Here is a 19,983-nt window from a genome sequence, read left to right as displayed (position 1 = left end):
GCCCCTTTATAGGGGCTTTTTTGTGGCATTTACCCCTGTTTTTTGGCTAAAAATCCGAATTTACCCCCTTATTGTACTGTATAGCCCCCTTTTTACCCCTCCCGTCATTTGTACTTTTAAATCCGATTTTCACATTAATGATTGCTAAGAAATTACTTGCTGTATGAGATTATTCAATTTTAAGTTCAAGGAACCAGCCCTGCCTGCCGAAAGGCAAATGCAGTTACTCCCCGGTTCCGTTACTGCCAAAACTAAGCCCCTAAACATTCCGATTATGACTAGAACCCCCAAAAGGGCACTGCTGCTTTTTGCCTGTGCGATAAGCATGGGTACGTTTGCCTCTGCCCAGGAAAAGAAAGAAAAAAAAGATAGCAGCAAGCCGGCTGCTGTCCCGGTTCAGTTGATTTACACGACTGCGCCGAAACATTTAACGGCAACCTCAACCGAGTCGCTTTACTCAAAAGACATTTTAAAGTCGCCGGTAACAAGTGTAAAAAGTACATTAACCGGTCGTATGGCTGGCTTGTACAGCTACCAGGCTTCGGGCCAACCCGGTGCCGATGGCGCATCGGTTAGTTTGCGTGGCCAGGATCCGTTGGTAATTATTGATGGTGTGGTGGCCAACCTCAGCATTTTTAATCTGGAAGATGTTGAAAGTGTTACCCTGCAAAAAGATGCATTAAGTACAGCTATGCTGGGTATGCGTGGCAGCAATGGTGCATTATTAATTACTACACGAAAAGGTAAGCCGCAAACACAAAGTATTTCGTTTACTGCGCAAACAAGTTTTCAAAGTTCATTAGGTTTTCCAAAAACACTGAGCGCTTACGACTATGCTACCTTACATAACGAAGCATCGTTAAACGATGGCGTACCTGTACGCTATACCCAAGCCGATCTGGATGCGTATAAAAACGGAACCGATCCTTTAGGTCATCCCAATGTTAACTGGAGAGATCAGGTGCTTACAAACAGTTCTCGTTTCGATCGCTACTCATTAAATGCATCGGGCGGTAACGGCTTTGCCCGTTATTATGTTTCGCTGGAGCATGTAAACCAAACGGGGTTCTTTGTAACATCCGATAAGAATAATTACAATACCAATAATAATTTTAAATCTTACGTTATCCGCAGTAATGTTGATATCAATGTAACAAAAGCATTAAGCGGTGGTATTTATTTATTAGGCCGTATTCTCAGTGGTGCAGAGCCCGGCAGCGGCACAGTTTCTATTTTAGGCTCATTAATAAACACGCCCAATAATTCGTATCCTGTTTATAATCCTACAGGAACGTTTGGTGGTACCAATCTTTTTCAGAATAATATTCTTGCACAAACCATTGCTTCGGGTTACCGCTTAAACTACAAACGTGATATGTTGGCCAACTTTTACCTCCAGCAAAAACTCGATGGTATTACTCCCGGTTTGTACGCTCAAATAAAAACATCCTTCAACGCAACACTGTCCGAAGATATTAACCGCAGTAAATCATTTGCTGTTTTTCAAGCCATCACAACTACCAATCCGGTAACATACAATCAGTATGGTGTAAACGGTACGCAGGCAAACGGCAACGGCATCGGTTACCAGGGACGTAACAACTACACTGAATTTTCTGTTGGTTACGATCGTGTATTTGGTAAACACGGTGTTAATGCAATAGTTCTTGCAAACAGCGAAAACAGTGTTAGTGGCGGCGATCTTCCATATACCATCAGTGGTATTTCGGGTCGTGCATCGTATAATTTTAATGAGAAGTATGTTGCAGAAGCTGCGTTTGGATACAATGGTTCTAACCGCTATCCTCCTTCAGGCGATTTTAAACGTGCATTTTTTCCTGCTGCAGGTTTAGCATGGAATGTTGATAAGGAAGAGTTTCTTGCACAGCAGAAATTCATCAGCCGTTTAAAGCTTTATGGTTCATTTGGTAAAACAGGTTGGGATGATCCCGGATATTTCAGTTACTACCAACGCTTCTTTGATGCAGGCAGCCCGTACTTCGGTACTTCTGCCGGAACGCAAACTGCTATTACCGAACAACCTCTTGCAAATCCGAACATCGATTTCGAAAAAGCAAATAAGTTTAATGCAGGTGTTGATGCCGCATTCTTAAATGATCGCTTAACTTTTTCAGTTGAATATTTCAATAACAAGTATTTCGATCTGTTACAGATCCGTGGCCGCAGTTCTTCCATTATCGGTAACACTTACCCTCGTGAAAACATTGGTATTAACCGTTACACAGGTTCCGAATTTAAACTGGGCTGGCAGGAAAAAACAGCAAAAGGATTTCAATACTTTGCCTTGTTGAATGCAAGTGTGTTGCGTACCAAAGTGATTTATATGGATGAAGTATTTCGTCCGTATTACTGGATGCAGCGTACAGGTTGGGCAGTTGGACAAACTTTTGGTTATGTAGCAGATGGATTGTTTCAAACACAGGATGAAATTAACCGCAGTGCAACAACTGTTGGATATACGCCACAACCCGGCGACATTAAATACAAAGATCTCAACAAAGATGGTGTTATCGATCAGCTCGATGAGAAAGCAATTGGTCGTAAATACCAGCCGCTTATCTTCTTTGGATTGTCGTTAGGTGCAGAGTTTAAGGGTTTTGATTTCAGTGCACTTATTCAGGGTGTAACCAATCGTGATGTATATGTTGGCGGTTCAAGCATCTGGGCTTTCCAGAACAATGGTTTCGGCCAGGCATATGAAAATAATCTCAACCGCTGGACACCTGCAACTGCTGCAACAGCAACATATCCCCGTCTTAATCTTGGTTCTAACGGTAACAATCATGCGCAATCTTCTTTCTGGTTACGTAATGGCGATTACGTACGCTTAAAACAAATTGAACTGGGTTACAGTGTTCCGCAAAAATGGATCACACGGATTAAGCTCGATAACATCCGCCTGTTTGCAAGAGGTTATAATCTCTTTACACTCGCCTCTAAAGAATTAGACGATCGTGATCCGGAAGTGATCAGTGCATTCAGTTACCCCATGCAACGATTAGTAAACTTTGGCTTAAACATTAAACTGTAAAACGCTGCTATATGAAACGAAGAATAATTTTAAAAGCTGCTCTTTGCAGTCTGCTGCTGGCAATGTTGTTTACCAACAGTTGTAAAAAAGTAGAAACCGTACCGAAAGATTGGTTTGGGTCGGATCTTGTGTTCGATACATTGGATCGTTTGGGTACAGTAGCTGCATTTAACTTAAATGATCTCTATAATTATATCCCCAACGGCTTTAACCGTATTGGCGGCGATTTCTTAGATGCTGCAAGTGGCGATGCAATACCAAGCCGTAACAATACCTTGGTGGAGTATTACACAAATCGCCGTGTAAGTGTGGTAAGTAACCCCGATCCTTATTGGGGAAACAGTTATGCAGGCATCCGCCGTACAAATATTTTTATGCAGAACATCAACAAAGTTCCTATTGTTGAAACAGATGCTGCAACAATTGCACAGGCAAAACTTACACGTCAATACTGGAGAGCAGAGGCCCGTTTTATCCGTGTACTTATGTATTTCGAATTGCTGAAACGTTATGGCGGAGTACCGCTTATCGGCGATAAAATTTTTACGCTTGATGACAATCTGCAGATTCCCCGTAACACGTTTGAGCAATGTGTAAACTACATTGTAAGCGAATGCAATATTGTAAAAGACAGCTTACGCAAAGAAGCGATTGCTGATGGCGATTGGGGAAGAGTACCACGTGGTGCAGCCATCGCATTAAAGTGCCGTGTGTTGTTATACGCTGCAAGTCCGTTGTTTAATGGTGGTGGTATTGAAACCGATCCTGTAAAGCGTGCGTTAGCAGGTTATCCTGCTTACGATGCAAACCGTTGGAATGCTGTAATTGCAGCGGCTGAGGAATTACGCAATCTTGCATATTATAAATTAAACGATGCAGGCACGCCTAATTTCTTTGCATCAACTTTTATTACAAAGAAGAATGCAGAAATTATTCTTGCTAAACAAAGCTCCAATAATACCGGCTTGGAAAATACACAGGCACCTGTAGGTTTTGCAGGTGTTGCTGCAAGCCAGGGTTTTACAAGCCCAACGCAAAACCTGGTAGATGCATTTCCGATGCTGAATGGTTTACAACCGTTTAATGCGGATGGTACAATCAACACAGCGTCGGGCTACAGCGCAAGTAACCCTTATACAAACCGTGATCCACGTTTGGATGTAACGGTGTTCCGCAATGGTTATGCATGGTTAGGCCGTACAGTAGAAACTTATGAAGGTGGTCGTGATAAACCAAACACCTCTTCTACAGCAGTACAAACAAAAACAGGTTATTACCTGCGTAAATTTTTGGGCAACTTTCCAACAGGTTCTACTTACTCAAATCAAAGTCACAACTTTCCCATATTCCGTTATGCAGAAACATTGTTGAATTATGCAGAAGCATTAAACGAAGTGGGCAGGGTGGAAGATGCTGTTACACAAATTGGATTAATCCGTAAACGTGCAGGAATTACTGCGGGCAGCAATAACCGTTATGGTATACGTGCCGGCATTACACAAACCGAAATGCGTGAAGTGGTACGTAACGAACGTCGTATTGAACTGGCATTTGAAGAGCATCGCTTCTGGGATATCCGCCGCTGGAAAACAGCTGCTGTTGAGTTAGCTGCTCCTGTATTTGGTATGCGCATCACTTTATCGGGAAGTACACTTACCTATCAGAAAGTACAGGTGGGCACACTTCAGTTTGATCCGAAATTGTATCACATGCCGATTCCTTACGATGAGATGATCAAGAATCTTGCGCTCATTCAAAACGAAGGATGGTAATCAATCAAACTAACAGCTTAAAAAAAAGACAATGAAAAAAATAATTTATATACTGTTTATTCAACTGCTTGCAATGGCACAGTTGCAGGCACAGAACAGAGTTGTTACCGGTTTGGTTTCCGATTCTGCGGGTCCTGTAGTTGGTGCCAGTGTGGTTGAAAGAGGCCTTACAAATAATGGAACTGTAACCGGTCCTGATGGCCGTTTTAAAATTACTTTAAAGGGAAAGAGTAATATACTTGTTGTTACAGGTGTGGGTTACCTGGAAATGCAGGTAAATGTTGCAAACAAATCGGAAATAAGTGTTGCGCTTACTCCCGATGCAGGTGGGCTCGAAGATGTGGTGATCGTTGGTTATGCCAAGCAAAAGAAAGTTACCTCAACAGGTTCGGTAAGTAGTGTGGCAGGTAAAGAGCTGCGTGATAATCCATCGGCAAGTTTGCAGAATACATTGGCCGGTCGTTTGCCAGGTTTCTTCTCGGTGCAGCCTTCCGGTCGTCCGGGTGCAGATGGTGCACAGTTTTTTGTACGTGGTATCAGCACGTATAACGGTTCTACTGCACCATTGATCATTGTAGATGATATTGAATTCAGTTACGATCAGTTTGCAAGACTCGATCCCAACGAAATTGAATCGCTGAGTATTTTAAAAGATGCATCCACAACGGCAGTATATGGTGTAAAGGGAGCGAACGGTGTGGTAATTATTACTACACGCAGAGGTAAAATTGGTGCGCCAAAAATTTCTGCAAGAATTGAAACGAGTTTACAACAGCCAACAAAAATTCCACGTTATCTCGATGCATACGAATCGGCTCTGTTGTACAACCAGGCGCAGATCAACGATAACAAGATCAATCCTGCAACAGGGTTTACTCCACGGTTTTCACAAACAGATCTTGATCACTACAAAAACGGAACCGATCCTTATGGTCACCCCAATGTTGATTGGTACAGTACATTGTTCAAACAATTCAGCAAACAGTACCGTGCCAACTTCGATATCAGCGGTGGTACAGAACGTGTAAAATACTTTGTGTCGCTTGGTGGTTTGTTCCAGGATGGTATGATCAAGAATTTCAGCAAGTCGCAGGATGTAAACGGCAACTATTATCACATGCGTTACAACTACCGCAGTAACCTCGATATTAAAGTAACCAATACAACCGATCTGCGTCTTGATCTTTACGGCAACATCGGCGAGATTAACACACCAAATGTTGGTAGCCCGTTTGGTTATAACGATGTGTTTTATGAATACAGCAGTTTTTATTCGTTAGCTCCGTTTGCTTATCCGGTATATAATCCCAATGGGACTTATGGTTACAGCACATGGCAGGTGAACGGTGGGTATAACAACGCATCGTACAACACCAATAACATTGTTGGCCGTTTAACTATGTATGGTTACAACCGTAACTACGAAAACAACATGAACTTAATTACTACTGCTACACAAAAACTCGACTTTCTTACGAAAGGTCTTTCGTTAAAGGGTACGTTAGCTTATGCAAGCAGTTATGGTTATTCAAGAAGTATGACGAGGGATCAGTTTCCGTCGTTTATACCAACTTACGATGCAGCAACATCTACCTACACTTATACTCCAAGAGACCCGAACGTGTATCGTGTGCGTCGTTTCTTTAGCGGATATGGTGCAGGAAGTACCATCCGTACATTAACAGCACAGCTGTTTTTAAACTACGATCGCACATTTGGTAAACATCATGTATATGGTTTGGCACTGGTAAGCCAAGGTACCGATCTGCGTTTCAGCTCCAACGCTATTTATAATTTCATTCCGAATAATTACCGTGGGTTTACAGGCCGTTTGGGTTATAACTTCAAAGAAAAATATCTTGTTGAATTTAACACGGCCTACAACGGATCTGATCGTTTTGCTAAAGCAAATCGATTCGGATTGTTTCCTGCAGCATCTGCAGGATGGAATATTGCGAAAGAAGATTTTGCAAAAAAACTACTCCGCAACTTTAACAACTTAAAACTCCGTGCATCGTATGGTTTAGTTGGTAACGATAAATTCGGCAGTGGCTTTTCTTACTACTATTTGCCAACATGGAGCAATTCCGGTTCCATCAACTTCGGTACAACTAGCAATGGCTTTACCGGTATTCGTGAAGGTGCTTTAGGTAACGACCAGGTTACCTGGGAAAAAGAAAAGAAGTTTGATCTTGGTTTAGACTTTGGGTTAGCTGGCAACAAATTTTCAGGTACATTGGAATATTTCAAAAACCAACGTTACGATATCCTTACTGCAAGAGGAACTGTTACGGCCGTATTCGGTCAAAGTTTGCCTCCTGTAAATCTTGGTATTGTTGACAATACAGGTTTTGAAGTTGAATTGAATTACAATGGTAAGATCGGTCGTGAATTTCAGTATCGTTTAAAAGCAACGTATTCGTTTGCAAAAAACAAAATTGTTTTCATGGACGAACCGAATTATGCAAACAAATACCAGGCTTTAACCGGCAACAGTATTGGTGTGCAACGTGTGTACCGCTGGATCGGCTATTATACTGACAGTACAGATATTGCCAACAGTGCAAGGCCCGGTCAAACACCTTACCCCGGCGATTTAAAATATGCTGATCTGAACAAAGATGGAAAAATTGATGGCTTTGATACTGAAGTAACAGGTTATCCAAACATACCTAATACAACATTTGGTTTCCAGATCGGATTTAACTACAAAGGATTTTCGGTAAACACATTCTTCCAGGGTTCAATGAACTTTAATGTACGTGCTGTTGCAGAAGCGATCCGTCCTTTTGCATCAAACCTGCAGGAGGTTCATAAATATGCATGGACTCCTGAATTAGGAAATAATGCACGCTTCCCAAGACTGTCGTTGGTGGCAGGCCCGAGTGATGCGTTATCATTCCCTTCAACATTTTATTTCATTTCAGGAAATTTCCTGCGTTTAAAAACAGCAGAGGTTGGTTACACCATTCCGCAGAAATGGATCAAACGTTTAAAGGTTGATAATATCCGCATCTATTCAAACGGCTACAATCTTTTTACATGGACAAAGCTTGACAAGTTGTATGAGTTCGATCCGGAAATTTCAACCAATACCGATCGTACAATTTATCCGCCACAACGGAGTGTAAACTTTGGTGTAAACGTTACTTTTTAATTCAATCCGAAATCATTAAGATATGAAGAAGATCATTTTTTTACTGGCCTTGCTTACAGGTTTACAAGCCTGCAAAAAGCAAAACTCTTTTCTCGACGGCCAGGCGATTGCGCTGGATGAAAACATGGTGTTTACAGATAGTATCCGCACCATGGCATTCTTAACAGGTATCTATTCCGATATTGCTTTCAGTTTTAATAAAGGCCGTTGGGATTCGCATGGTAATACCGAGCAGGCAACGGATGATGCAGAGTATACACTTTCAGGTGTTGCACAAATTGCAGTAATCTTATACAACGGTTCTATTTCTCCAACAACTTACGATACAAGAGGTATTGTTGGCGATTTCTGGAACACACCTTATACCAATATCCGCAGAGTAAATCTGTTGTTATCGAAACTGTCAAGTACTCCGCTTTCTGCTAGTTTGCAGGAACGTGTAAAAGGCGAAGCATTGTTTTTACGTGCATGGTACTATACACAGCTGTTAATTGCATATGGCGGTGTGCCTGTGGTTGGCGATAAAGTATATGGTAAAGATGATATCATCAATTTACCAAGAGAAACGTTTGCAAATACAGTTAAATCTATTACTGATGATCTTGATAAGGCAGCAGCATTGTTGCCTGCAATCTACCCGAACGACATTGATTATGGACGGGTAACAAAAGGGGCTTGCCAGGCATTAAAGTCGAGAGCATTGCTTTATGCTGCAAGCCCTTTATTTAACGGTGGATGTATTATTCCCGGTCACCAGGCAGAAGCATTGGTAAGTTACCCGGCTGCAAATACAAGTTATTGGCAGGCTGCTGCAGATGCAGCGAATGCAGTTATCGGCAGCGGAACTTATTCGTTGATGGTTGACAATACGACCAAGCCCGGTTATGGCTTTTACAATATGTTTTTACAACGTGTAAATCCTGAATACATTTTTGGTTACTATCGTGCACCGAACAGAGATTTTGAAGGTTATTATAATCCACGTACAAGAGGTGGAAGCTCTAACCGTTCGTTACCAACGCAGGATCTTGTTGATTGTTTCCCGATGAAGAATGGTTTGCAACCCTTCAATGCCGATGGTACAATTAATGCTGCATCTGGGTACAGTGCAACCAATCCTTACGTAAACCGTGATCCCCGTTTTAATAATTCCATTATCTACAATGGTTCAAGTTATTTTAATGCCACAGGTGGTCTTTCTCCGGTATATACTTTTGTAAACGGTACCGGTACCATTCCTGCACCTGTTGCTACACAGGATGCATTTGATGTTGGTACAACTACAGGTTACTTCAGTCGTAAAATGTGCGATTCGATGATCAGTGCAAACAGCAGTGCCAACACAAACCGTGCATGGCCGCTGATACGCTATGCAGAAATTTTATTGAACTATGCAGAAGCAATTAACGAAGCCGGACAAACTGCGTTGGCTTATCCGAAATTGATTGAACTGCGTCAACGTGCGGGTATCGATCCCGGTGCAAACAACATGTATGGTTTAAAAGAAAACATGACGAAGGAAGAAATGCGTGCAGTAGTACGTAACGAACGCCGTATTGAACTGGCGTTTGAAGATCATCGCTGGCACGATATACGCCGTTGGAAAATTGCGATGGTTACAAACAACCAGTACAATAAAGTGATGAAGATTACAAAGAACTCAAACGCTACATATACTTACGAAAGAAGAGAGTCTATCCGTCGTCATAACTTCCGTCCGGAAATGTATCTGATGCCGATACCAAGTGCAGAGATCAATAAAATGCCGGCGATGTTACAAAACCCCGGTTGGTAAAAAATAAAACAGATGAAGCTTACGAATTACCTGTTCCTGTTATTTGCTTTTCAATTGCATTGTTTGGTTGCAGTTGCGCAATCAACTGTACAAAATGCAACGCAGGTGAATGTAGGCGAAGGCTGGGCAGGTAATTCTGTTAATACCGTTGTGTTTCGTAAGAACTCATTGGTAACACATAAAGATGTTCAGTTTATCAGCTATTACGATGCAGATGGATTTGTGGTGTTGGGTAAACGAAAGTTGAATGAACAAAATTGGGAATTAAAACGCACTGCTTACAAAGGCAGTATCAAAGATGCACATAATAGCATCAGTATTGCTGTTGATGGAAATGGTTACCTGCACATGGCGTGGGATCATCACAATCATCCGTTGCGTTATGTAAAAAGTAAAGAGCCGTTGTCGCTGGAGTTGACAGAGAAAATGCCGATGACGGGTAAGGATGAAAACAAACTGAGTTATCCTGAGTTTTATCATTTGCCCAATGGTGATCTCTTGTTCTTTTATCGTGATGGCGGATCGGGCAATGGTAATATGGTGATGAACCGTTACGATGTTGCAATACAACAATGGAGTCGTGTTCAAACAAACTTAATTGATGGTGAAGGAAAACGTAATGCTTACTGGCAGGCTTGTGTAGATGCAAAAGGAACCATTCATGTTTCATGGGTGTGGCGTGAAAGCCCGGATGTGGCCAGTAATCATGATATGAGTTATGCATTGTCGAAAGATGGTGGACGCAGCTGGCAAAAATCAACGGGTGAATTGTATCAGTTGCCGATACGCATGGCAACAGCAGAAGTTGTTTGTACCATTCCGCAGAGCAGCGAACTCATCAACCAAACATCTATGACGACTGATGCTGATGGCAATGCTGTTATTGCGAGTTACTGGAAAGGAAAGAACAATGTGCCGCAATACAAGATCATCAGTAAAACAACAAAGGGTTGGGCTGTCACTGATCTTGGTTTTCGTACAAGCGATTTCAGTTTAAGTGGTGCAGGTACTAAACAAATACCGATTGCAAGACCGCAAGTGTTGTGTGTCGGCAGCGGAAAGAAAAAAGAAATCGTATTAGTGTTTCGTGATGCAGAAAGGGGCAATAAAGTTTCCATTGCCTGCGGTACTCCACAAAAATCAAACTGGAAAATTATTGATCTCACTACCGATGCTGTTGGCGCATGGGAGCCAAGCTATGATACAGAACTGTGGAAAGCAAAACAGCAACTGCATTTGTTTGTGCAACAGGTTACACAAGCCGATGGAGAAGGAGTGGTGAATACAAAACCACAAATGGTACAGGTGCTTGAGTGGCGTTTAAAAAAATAAATATCTGAATGAAGAAGGTAATTCATATGGGAAATTTGATCGCTGTTGTTGTATTGATGATTGCAGTAAGTTCCTGCAGTTCATCAAAACAAACAACAATAGCAGTATCGAAAGAAACGTTGTTGAGCATCATTGATAAAGCCAACACCTACTGGCAAACAACCAATCCTGTACATGGCCGGGCTTTTTGGGATAATGCTGCTTATCATACCGGCAATATGGAAGCCTATGCATTAACAAAGAAGGAAGCGTATAAAAATTATTCAGAAGCATGGTCGGTGAGGAATGAATGGAAAGGTGCAAAGAGTAATAATAAAGCCGAATGGAAATTCAACTATGGTGAGAAGGATGATTATGTATTGTTCGGCGATTGGCAGATCTGCTTTCAAACCTATATCGACCTGTATAATCTTGAGCCAAACGAAACAAAGATTGCACGTGCAAAAGAAGTGATGAGTTACCAGGTGAGCACTGCTGAAAATAAATACTGGTGGTGGGCCGATGGTTTGTACATGGTGATGCCGGTAATGACGAAGATGTATAAACTCACAGGCGATAAAATTTATCTCGACAAACTCTACGAATACTATACTTATGCCAACAGCATTATGTACGATGCAGAGGAGAAGATCTATTACCGTGATGCAAAGTATGTGTACCCCAAACACAAAAGTGCCAATGGTAAAAAAGATTTCTGGGCACGTGGTAACGGTTGGGTGTTTGCAGGTTTAGCAAAAGTGTTACAAGACTTGCCGAAGAATGATGCGCATTACAACGAATACGTAGAAAAATTCAGAGGCATGGCAGCAACATTAATAAATTATCAGCAGGCAGAGGGTCATTGGACAAGAAGCATTATGGATACAGCACATGCGCCGGGTTATGAAACAAGCGGCACTGCATTTTTCACCTATGCGTATTTGTGGGGAATGAACAATGGTTATTTAGATAAAGCAACTTATAAAGCAACAGCATTAAAAGGTTGGAATTATCTGCAGACAATTGCATTGCAGCCCGATGGTAAGATCGGTTATGTGCAACCAATTGGCGAAAGGGCTATTCCCGGACAAGTGGTTGATAAAAACTCTACAGCAAACTTTGGTGTAGGTGCTTTTTTACTGGCCGCATGCGAAATGGTTCGCTTTAGTGAAACGAAATAAGAAAGAGACAATTTCATATCAGTAGTTAATCGTAAACCGGCTGTTTCTACAGCCGGTTTCTTAAACAAAAACACAAAAAGTATTAAATCGAAAATATGTTCAGCAGAGTAGTTAGTCTATGTACCGCAGCATTGCTGCTTCTTAACAGTACAGCCTTTTCACAAACAACAAACGATTGGGAAAATCATCAGTTGATCGATGTAAACAAGGAAGCGTCACATGCTTCGTTTATGTTGTTTAATTCACAACAGGATGTTATTGCAGATGATTACAGTAAATCAGCGTTTCATCAATCGTTGAATGGCACCTGGAAATTTACTTATGTAGATAAACATGCAGACCGCATCAAAGATTTTTATCGTACCGATCTTAATACGGCAGCATGGAAAGAAATTGCTGTGCCTTCTAATTGGGAGTTGCAGGGTTTTGGTATTCCTATCTATACAAATATTACCTACCCACATCCGAGAAATCCTCCTTTTATCGGGGAGAATAATCCTGTGGGAACCTATCGTAAAGAATTTACCGTTGCAGATAACTGGAACGATAAAGAAGTGATCCTTCATTTTGGTTCTATCAGTGGCTGTGCGTTTATTTATGTAAACGGACAGAAAGTAGGCATGACCAAAGCATCAAAAACTGCTGCTGAATTCAATATCACAAAATACTTGCAGAAAGGAAAGAACCTGTTGGCGGTACAAGTGTTTCGCTGGCATGATGGAAGTTATTTAGAAGACCAGGATTTCTGGCGCTTCAGCGGTATTGAACGCAATGTGTTTTTGTTTGCGATGCCAAAGACAACGGTATGGGATTATTTCTTAAAGTCTGATCTCGATGCACAATACAAAAATGGTTTGTTTAGTGCCGATGTTGATCTGCGCCAGTTTGCAGGCAGCAATCAAAACAAAGGAACAGTTACAGTTGAGTTGTTTGATAAGCAAGGCAAAAAAGTATTCTCAGAAAAGAAAGAATATGTACCGGGTAAAGACAGTGTGCAGAAAATTTCTTTTGCAGGAACAATTAAGAATGTATTGAAATGGAGTGGTGAAACGCCGAATCTTTATAACTGTGTCATCACACATACAAGCGGTAATGAAACAACCTATACAGGAACAAGAATTGGTTTCCGTAAAGTGGAAATTAAAAATGCACAACTGCTGGTAAATGGTGTGGCAATTGAAGTGCGTGGTGTAAACCGTCACGAACATGATGCAGTTACCGGTCACACAACTTCAAAGGAATTGATGTTGAAAGATATTCAACTGATGAAGGAGTTTAACATCAATGCAGTTCGTTTATCACATTATCCGAATGATCCATTGTGGTACAAACTCTGTGATGAGTATGGCTTGTATTTGGTAGATGAAGCAAATATTGAAACACATGGCATGGGGGCAGAATTCCAGGCATGGTTCGATAAAGCAAAACATCCTGCTTACTTAGCTGATTGGGCACCTGCACATATGGATCGTATCAAACGCATGGTTGAGCGTGATAAGAATCATGCATCTATCATCATCTGGAGTTTAGGTAATGAATGTGGTAACGGTCTGGTGTTTCATGATGCATACAAATGGATCAAAGAAAGAGATAACAGTCGCCCTGTACAATTTGAACAGGCAGGTGAAGACTGGAATACAGATATTGTTTGTCCTATGTATCCACGTGTTGGTCACATGAAACGTTATGCGGATGATAAAACAAAAACACGTCCGTACATTATGTGTGAGTATTCGCATGCAATGGGCAACAGTAATGGTAACTTCCGCACTTACTTCGATATCATCCGCAGCAGCAAACATATGCAGGGTGGTTTCATTTGGGATTGGGTTGACCAGGGAATTGAAACAAAAGATGCAAACGGCAAAACATTTTATGCATACGGTGGAGATCTCGGTGCGTTCTATTGGCAGCATGATGAGAACGGTGTGGCCGATGGTTTAGTTAGCAGCGATCGTACACCTGATCCGGGTTTGTACGAAGTGAAGAAAGTGTATCAGCCAATTGATTTTTATGCAAAGGATATTGCAAAAGGAATCATCACGGTTAAGAACCGTTTCGATTTTACAAACACTAATCAATACAACTTTGCTTATACCTTGTTGCGTAATGGTGAAGTGGTGCATACAGGTGTATTTAAAGCAGATGTGTTACCACACGCTGAAAAAGACGTAACGCTTGAATTACCTGCCGATAAACTGAAAGAAGAAGGAGAGTATTTCCTGAATGTTGTTGCAACAGTTTCGAAACTGTCATCATCGGCAGTATTACCACTTGGTCATGCAATTGCCAATGAGCAGTTTACTGTGAAAGGAAATTATTTCCAAACGATTGTTGCTGCAAAAGCTGAACTGCAGATCAAGAAAGAAACAGACAAGATCAGTTTCCAATCAGGAAATCTTAGTGGTGAAATTGATTTGAAGCAAGGGGCTATCCGCAACTATCGAATAAAAGATGGTATGCAGTTAGGTCGTTTTCCTGAACCTTATTTCTGGCGCTCACCAACCGATAACGATTTTGGCAACGGTATGCCATGGAACTTAGGTATCTGGCGCAATGCACATCAAAACAGAAAAGTAAAATCAGTAAAAGCAGGTGAACAAACAGCCGAAGGTCTTGCTGTAAAAGTGGAATATGAATTAACAGGCATTGCAGTTCCTTACACCATCGATTATTTAATTCAGAATGATGGCAGTATTAAAGTAACTGCATCAATGGATATGACGGGAAGAGATTTGCCCGAGCTTCCACGCTTTGGTATGCGTATGCAATTGCCTTCGCAGTTTGATAGTTTACGTTACTACGGTCGTGGTCCTTGGGAAAACTATATCGATCGTAAAGAGAGTTCATTCCTCGGTGTTTATGCCGATAATGTAAGCAACCAGTTCTATGCGGGTTATATCCGTCCGCAGGAGAGTGGAAACAAAACCGATGTACGTTGGTTTACGTTAACAAGCCGTCGTGGTAATGGTTTGCGTATTGAAGGTGTGCAGCCTATCAGTTTTACTGCTATCAATCATTCGGTTGAAAGTCTTGATCCGGGTTTAAGCAAAAAGCAACAGCATCCAACCGATCTTCCTCCGGATAGAAATGTTTATCTCAACATCGATCTCAAACAACGAGGTGTTGGAGGCGATGATAGCTGGGGTGCATTGCCACACGATCAATATCGTTTGCTTGATAAAAAATACAGCTACAGTTATATTATTCGTTTGTTGAATTAGTTTTAGTACATCCATTCAAAATCTGTGTCCTTTATGTATGCTCTGTATCCTTCGTGTAACAGGGGTGCATAAAGGACACCAAGTTAAGAGCCACTTATAAATCGTTTTACAATCATGATCATTCGCTACTGCATTTATACATTCCTGGTCCTGGCTATTGCTTCCTGCAACAGGCATGCAGCAGGTAAAACAAAACAAACAACTGTTACGACAGATGGTTATACATTAGTGTGGGCCGATGAGTTTAACAGCAACGGCAAACCCGATACGGCCAACTGGAGTTACGAACGTGGTTTTGTACGCAACGAAGAATTACAATGGTATCAACCGGAGAATGCATTTTGTGAAAACGGCACATTAGTGATCGAAGCAAGAAAAGAACAGAAACCAAATCCTCGTTACCAGGCGGGCGCAAACGACTGGCGAAGAAAACGGGAAACCATCGAATACACTTCGTCTTGTTTGATCACTGCCGGAAAACGTCAGTGGTTGTATGGCCGTTTCGAAATGCGTGCACGCATCGACATACGCAGTGGTTTATGGCCTGCATGGTGGACGCTGGGTGTAAACAAACCCTGGCCCGGCAATGGCGAGATCGATATTATGGAATACTACCGTGGCAAATTGCTGGCAAACATTGCCTGCCTCGGCGGTAACCGAAAAGCTGAATGGTACAGCAATACCTTCAACATCGATTCGCTTGGTGGAAAAAAATGGGCCGATGCGTTTCATGTGTGGCGCATGGACTGGACAGAAGAATACATTGCGTTGTATTGCGATGAACAGTTACTGAATAAAGTAAATCTCGATGCGTTGGTAAACAAAGACGGCAGTAATTTTAATCCCTTCAAGCAACCGCATTACATGTTGCTTGATCTTGCTTTGGGAGGTATGAATGGAGGTGATCCTTCATCTACTCCTTTTCCAAACAGATTTGAAGTGGATTATGTAAGGGTGTATCAAAAAAAATAAAATGCAAACAAATAATAAACGATGACAGCCAGACGCAAGCAAGGTTTAATGCTGCTTTTTGCAGCACTGTGTTTAAGTGTATCAGCACAAACAAAGAAAGTATCTCCCAAAGAAAATTATTCAGCATACCTGTTTGCGTATTTCACAGGTAATGCAAAAGCAGAAGAGCAGATCTGTTTTGCCATCAGCAAAGATGGTTACAACTATCGTGCATTGAATAGTGGTAAGCCCATTATTCAATCAGCAGCTATCAGTGAAACAGGTGGTGTGCGTGATCCGCATATCTTACGTGGTGCCGATGGTAAAACCTTTTACATGGTTGTTACGGATATGGTTTCTGCTAATGGCTGGAGCTCCAACCGTGCAATGGTATTAATGAAATCAACTGATCTCATCAACTGGACTTCTTCTGTTGTAAATATTCAAAAACGATTTGCAGGTCAGGATAGTTTGTTGCGTGTATGGGCACCGCAAACCATTTACGATGCGGCTGCAAAAAAATACATGATTTATTTTTCCATGCAACATGGAAAAAATCCGGATAAGATCTACTATGCTTATGCCAACAAAGATTTTACTGATCTGGAAGCAGAACCCAAGCAATTGTTTTACAGTCCGGATAATGCTGCCTGTATTGATGGTGATATTGCAGAGAAAGATGGTAAGTTTTATTTGTTCTTTAAAACAGAAGATCGTCATCCCGGAATAAAAGTAGCTGTGTCCGATAAACTCACCGGTGGCTATCAAATGCAAAGCCCCGACTATGTGCAGCAAACAAAAAGTCCGGTTGAAGGTGCAGGCACATTTAAGCTGAATGATGGGAGTGGTTTTATATTGATGTATGACATGTACACCAGTGGCAAGTATCAGTTCACGAAAACAAAGGACTTAAAAGCATTCACTGTAGTTGATGAAGAAGTGTCGATGAATTTTCATCCACGTCATGGAACGGTGATGTCGATCACAACTGCAGAAGCAGAACGTTTGATGAAGAAATGGGGCGCTGCGGAAGATGTGCTGGGCAACGCTACATCCACACAAATAAAAAAGATCAACACCAAAGTTGATACGGTGAATAAAACAGTTTATCTGTCAGTAAAGCCAGGAACAAATCTCAAGGCATTCAATCCTGCTTTTCGTTTATTGCCTTCAACAACCGTTTCACCGGCAACAGCACAGGACTTTTCAAAAGCAGCGGTGAAGTATGTTGTGAATATTAAAGGGCAACAACCGCAAACATGGAATGTGATTGCAAAAGAAAATCACAATCCTGTACTGGAAGGATATTTTGCTGATCCTGATGTGTTGTATTCTGAAAAAACAAAGAAGTATTATATCTATCCAACAAGCGATGGCTTTAACGGATGGTCGGGCACTTACTTTAAAGCATTTTCTTCAACCGATTTAGTTAATTGGAAAGATGAAGGTGTAATTGTTGATCTGCTGAAAGATGTAAGCTGGGCAAAACGAAATGCATGGGCACCCTGCATTATTGAAAAGAAAGTAAACGGACAGTACAAATATTTTTACTACTTCACAGCTGCACAAAAAATTGGTGTAGCTGTTGCAGATGATCCTGCTGGTCCGTTTGTAGATATGGGCAAAGCATTGATCGATAAAAAACCGGAAGGAGTAAGAGGCGGACAGGAAATTGATCCGGAAGTATTCACCGATCCGCAAACAGGAAAAAGTTATTTGTACTGGGGCAATGGTTATATGGCTGTAGCCGAATTGAATGAAGATATGATCTCCTTGAAGCAGGAAACGTTGCAAACGATCAAAGTTGACAGAACTTTTCGTGAAGGAACAACGGTGTTCTTCCGCAATGGAGTTTATTATTTTTTATGGAGTGAAGATGATACACGCAGCGAAAACTATCGTGTGCGTTACGGAACATCCACATCGCCGCTTGGCCCTATCAATATTCCTGCAAACAATCTAGTGATAGCTAAAGATCCATCAACAGGTATTTATGGCACAGGACATAATTCTATTTTGCAAATTTCCGGTAAAGATGAATGGTATATCGTGTATCACCGGTTCAATTATCCAAAAGGAATTACCATGGGTAGTGCTGCAGGGTTTAACCGTGAAGTGTGTATTGATAAAATGGAATTTAATGCCGATGGAAGTATTAAACAGGTAACACCAACACATGAAGGTGTAAAGCCGTTGAAGTAAGTTTAACCGATCCAGGAATTCGCCAAAAAAAAGATGGGTTCGGAATAAATTAAATTCATTCACTCAAAAAATGGTCATGAAAAAATTGCTGCCTGTTATGCTGTTTTTGTTTGTAACCGTGCAAGCATGGTCGCAAAAACAAAAAGTAAAAAAGGAAACAGTAGTTGTGTTGGCTACAGGTGCTGAAGACCGTAAGTTCTGGCTGCAACAAATGGATAAGATGGTGCGGCCTGTTGTTCGCAGTCTTGCACACGATAGCTTACGCATCAATATGCCTACGAGGGTGTCTATAAAATCAGATAATCCTGAACACAGAAAGAAGGTGGCTTATCTCGAAATATTAGGCCGTGTATTAAGCGGAATAGCTCCCTGGTTGCAGGATAACAGTGGTAATGCGGAAGAAGTAGCATTGCGTAATCAATACAGAGAATGGGTATTGCAGGGACTTGCTAATGCAGTTGACAGTACCAAAAAAGATTTCATGCAGTTTGATATCGGTGGTCAACAATTAGTGGATGCATCGTTTGTAGCAGTTGGATTGATCAGGGCTCCGTGGATCATGGAGCATCTTGATGCAAGAACGAAAGAAAAATTGATTGCTTCCATTCGCACTACACGCCAGTTCCGTCCTGCATTCAGTAACTGGTTATTGTTTACTGCAATGAACGAAGCTTTCTTTGCAAAATATGGATATGAATGGGATGTGGTGCGTGTTGATTATGCGATGCGCCAGTTAGAACAATGGTATGTAGGCGATGGCATTTATATGGATGGAACATCTTATGCATTTGATTATTACAACAGCTTTGTGATACATCCTTACCTCGCAACAATATCAGAGGTCATCAGCAAAAAGACAAAGACTTATGATGCGATGATCGATAATATCTATAAACGCAACGAACGTTATGCTGTGATTCAGGAACGACTCATTAATGCTGATGGTACCTATCCGGCCACCGGTCGTTCGATCATTTACCGTGGCGCTGCATTTCATCATTTAGCAGATATGGCATGGAGAAAAAAACTGCCTGCTCAATTATCGCCTGCTTCTGTTCGTTGTGCACTTACGGCTGTCATTCAAAAAACATTGGAAAGTCCTACTACTTACGATGCGAACGGCTGGCTTACATTTGGACTTTATGGTGAACAATTAAGCATCGGCGACTCTTACAACAATGCAGGAAGTCCTTATTTATGTGATAATATATTTCTGCCATTAGGCTTGCCAGCTACTGATGATTTTTGGATGAAGCCTGCTGAGAAATTCAGTTCACAGAAGATATGGGCGGGAGAGGATTTTCCCGGCGATCATGCAAGTGGTCTTAAATAAAGTTG

The 19,983-nt window shown here is 41.5% G+C and carries 10 protein-coding genes; all 10 read left to right on the top strand.

The genetic code is table 11. From position 1 onward, the window contains the following. The first annotated feature begins 274 nt into the window (after positions 1–274). The 10 genes from ESA94_RS04355 (at position 275) to ESA94_RS04310 (ending at position 19,978) form a co-directional block, all read left to right on the top strand. Positions 275–3,052: a SusC/RagA family TonB-linked outer membrane protein gene (locus ESA94_RS04355; protein WP_164972644.1), complete on the top strand. Its 2,778-nt coding sequence runs from the start codon at positions 275–277 to the stop codon at positions 3,050–3,052. An 11-nt stretch (positions 3,053–3,063) separates the two neighbouring features. Further along, complete coding sequence (locus ESA94_RS04350; RefSeq protein WP_129129620.1) at positions 3,064–4,824, top strand: RagB/SusD family nutrient uptake outer membrane protein; 1,761 nt, start codon at positions 3,064–3,066, stop codon at positions 4,822–4,824. A gap of 31 nt (positions 4,825–4,855) precedes the next feature. Continuing rightward, positions 4,856–7,981 (top strand): SusC/RagA family TonB-linked outer membrane protein, encoded by a 3,126-nt coding sequence (locus tag ESA94_RS04345; protein WP_129129619.1) that lies wholly within the window; start codon positions 4,856–4,858, stop codon positions 7,979–7,981. A gap of 22 nt (positions 7,982–8,003) precedes the next feature. Continuing rightward, a complete protein-coding gene (locus ESA94_RS04340) occupies positions 8,004–9,776 on the top strand; it encodes a RagB/SusD family nutrient uptake outer membrane protein (RefSeq protein ID WP_129129618.1) in 1,773 nt (590 codons plus the stop codon). A 12-nt stretch (positions 9,777–9,788) separates the two neighbouring features. Next, the gene (locus ESA94_RS04335; RefSeq protein WP_129129617.1) at positions 9,789–11,108 is read left to right on the top strand and encodes a BNR repeat-containing protein; all 1,320 of its coding nucleotides are present in this window, start codon (positions 9,789–9,791) and stop codon (positions 11,106–11,108) included. A gap of 8 nt (positions 11,109–11,116) precedes the next feature. Further along, complete coding sequence (locus tag ESA94_RS04330; protein WP_129129616.1) at positions 11,117–12,268, top strand: glycoside hydrolase family 88/105 protein; 1,152 nt, start codon at positions 11,117–11,119, stop codon at positions 12,266–12,268. 95 nt (positions 12,269–12,363) lie between these two features. Further along, on the top strand, positions 12,364–15,492 hold the full coding sequence (locus ESA94_RS04325) for a glycoside hydrolase family 2 TIM barrel-domain containing protein (RefSeq protein WP_129129615.1): 3,129 nt from the start codon (positions 12,364–12,366) through the stop codon (positions 15,490–15,492). 114 nt (positions 15,493–15,606) lie between these two features. Next, positions 15,607–16,464: a glycoside hydrolase family 16 protein gene (locus ESA94_RS04320; protein WP_129129614.1), complete on the top strand. Its 858-nt coding sequence runs from the start codon at positions 15,607–15,609 to the stop codon at positions 16,462–16,464. Between the two features lie 21 nt (positions 16,465–16,485). Next, positions 16,486–18,645 carry a family 43 glycosylhydrolase gene (locus tag ESA94_RS04315; RefSeq protein WP_129129613.1) on the top strand — a complete coding sequence of 720 codons (2,160 nt, stop codon included), beginning with the start codon at positions 16,486–16,488 and terminating at the stop codon, positions 18,643–18,645. Between the two features lie 76 nt (positions 18,646–18,721). Beyond that, on the top strand, positions 18,722–19,978 hold the full coding sequence (locus ESA94_RS04310; RefSeq protein WP_129129612.1) for a DUF2264 domain-containing protein: 1,257 nt from the start codon (positions 18,722–18,724) through the stop codon (positions 19,976–19,978). Positions 19,979–19,983 lie beyond the last annotated feature (5 nt).

This window comes from Lacibacter luteus (assembly GCF_004118265.1).
Lineage (GTDB): Bacteria > Bacteroidota > Bacteroidia > Chitinophagales > Chitinophagaceae > Lacibacter > Lacibacter luteus.
Note: the sequence above shows the minus strand (reverse complement) of the source record. Positions and strands in the feature narration are given on the sequence as shown.

Excerpts from the sequence above, each read along its gene's own strand:
- ESA94_RS04355 (WP_164972644.1), top strand. The coding sequence starts at position 275 with ATGACTAGAACCCCCAAAAGGGCACTGCTGCTTTTTGCCTGTGCGATA.
- ESA94_RS04315 (WP_129129613.1), top strand. The coding sequence starts at position 16,486 with ATGACAGCCAGACGCAAGCAAGGTTTAATGCTGCTTTTTGCAGCACTG.
- ESA94_RS04320 (WP_129129614.1), top strand. The coding sequence starts at position 15,607 with ATGATCATTCGCTACTGCATTTATACATTCCTGGTCCTGGCTATTGCT.
- ESA94_RS04330 (WP_129129616.1), top strand. The coding sequence starts at position 11,117 with ATGAAGAAGGTAATTCATATGGGAAATTTGATCGCTGTTGTTGTATTG.
- ESA94_RS04345 (WP_129129619.1), top strand. The coding sequence starts at position 4,856 with ATGAAAAAAATAATTTATATACTGTTTATTCAACTGCTTGCAATGGCA.
- ESA94_RS04325 (WP_129129615.1), top strand. The coding sequence starts at position 12,364 with ATGTTCAGCAGAGTAGTTAGTCTATGTACCGCAGCATTGCTGCTTCTT.
- ESA94_RS04310 (WP_129129612.1), top strand. The coding sequence starts at position 18,722 with ATGAAAAAATTGCTGCCTGTTATGCTGTTTTTGTTTGTAACCGTGCAA.
- ESA94_RS04340 (WP_129129618.1), top strand. The coding sequence starts at position 8,004 with ATGAAGAAGATCATTTTTTTACTGGCCTTGCTTACAGGTTTACAAGCC.
- ESA94_RS04335 (WP_129129617.1), top strand. The coding sequence starts at position 9,789 with ATGAAGCTTACGAATTACCTGTTCCTGTTATTTGCTTTTCAATTGCAT.
- ESA94_RS04350 (WP_129129620.1), top strand. The coding sequence starts at position 3,064 with ATGAAACGAAGAATAATTTTAAAAGCTGCTCTTTGCAGTCTGCTGCTG.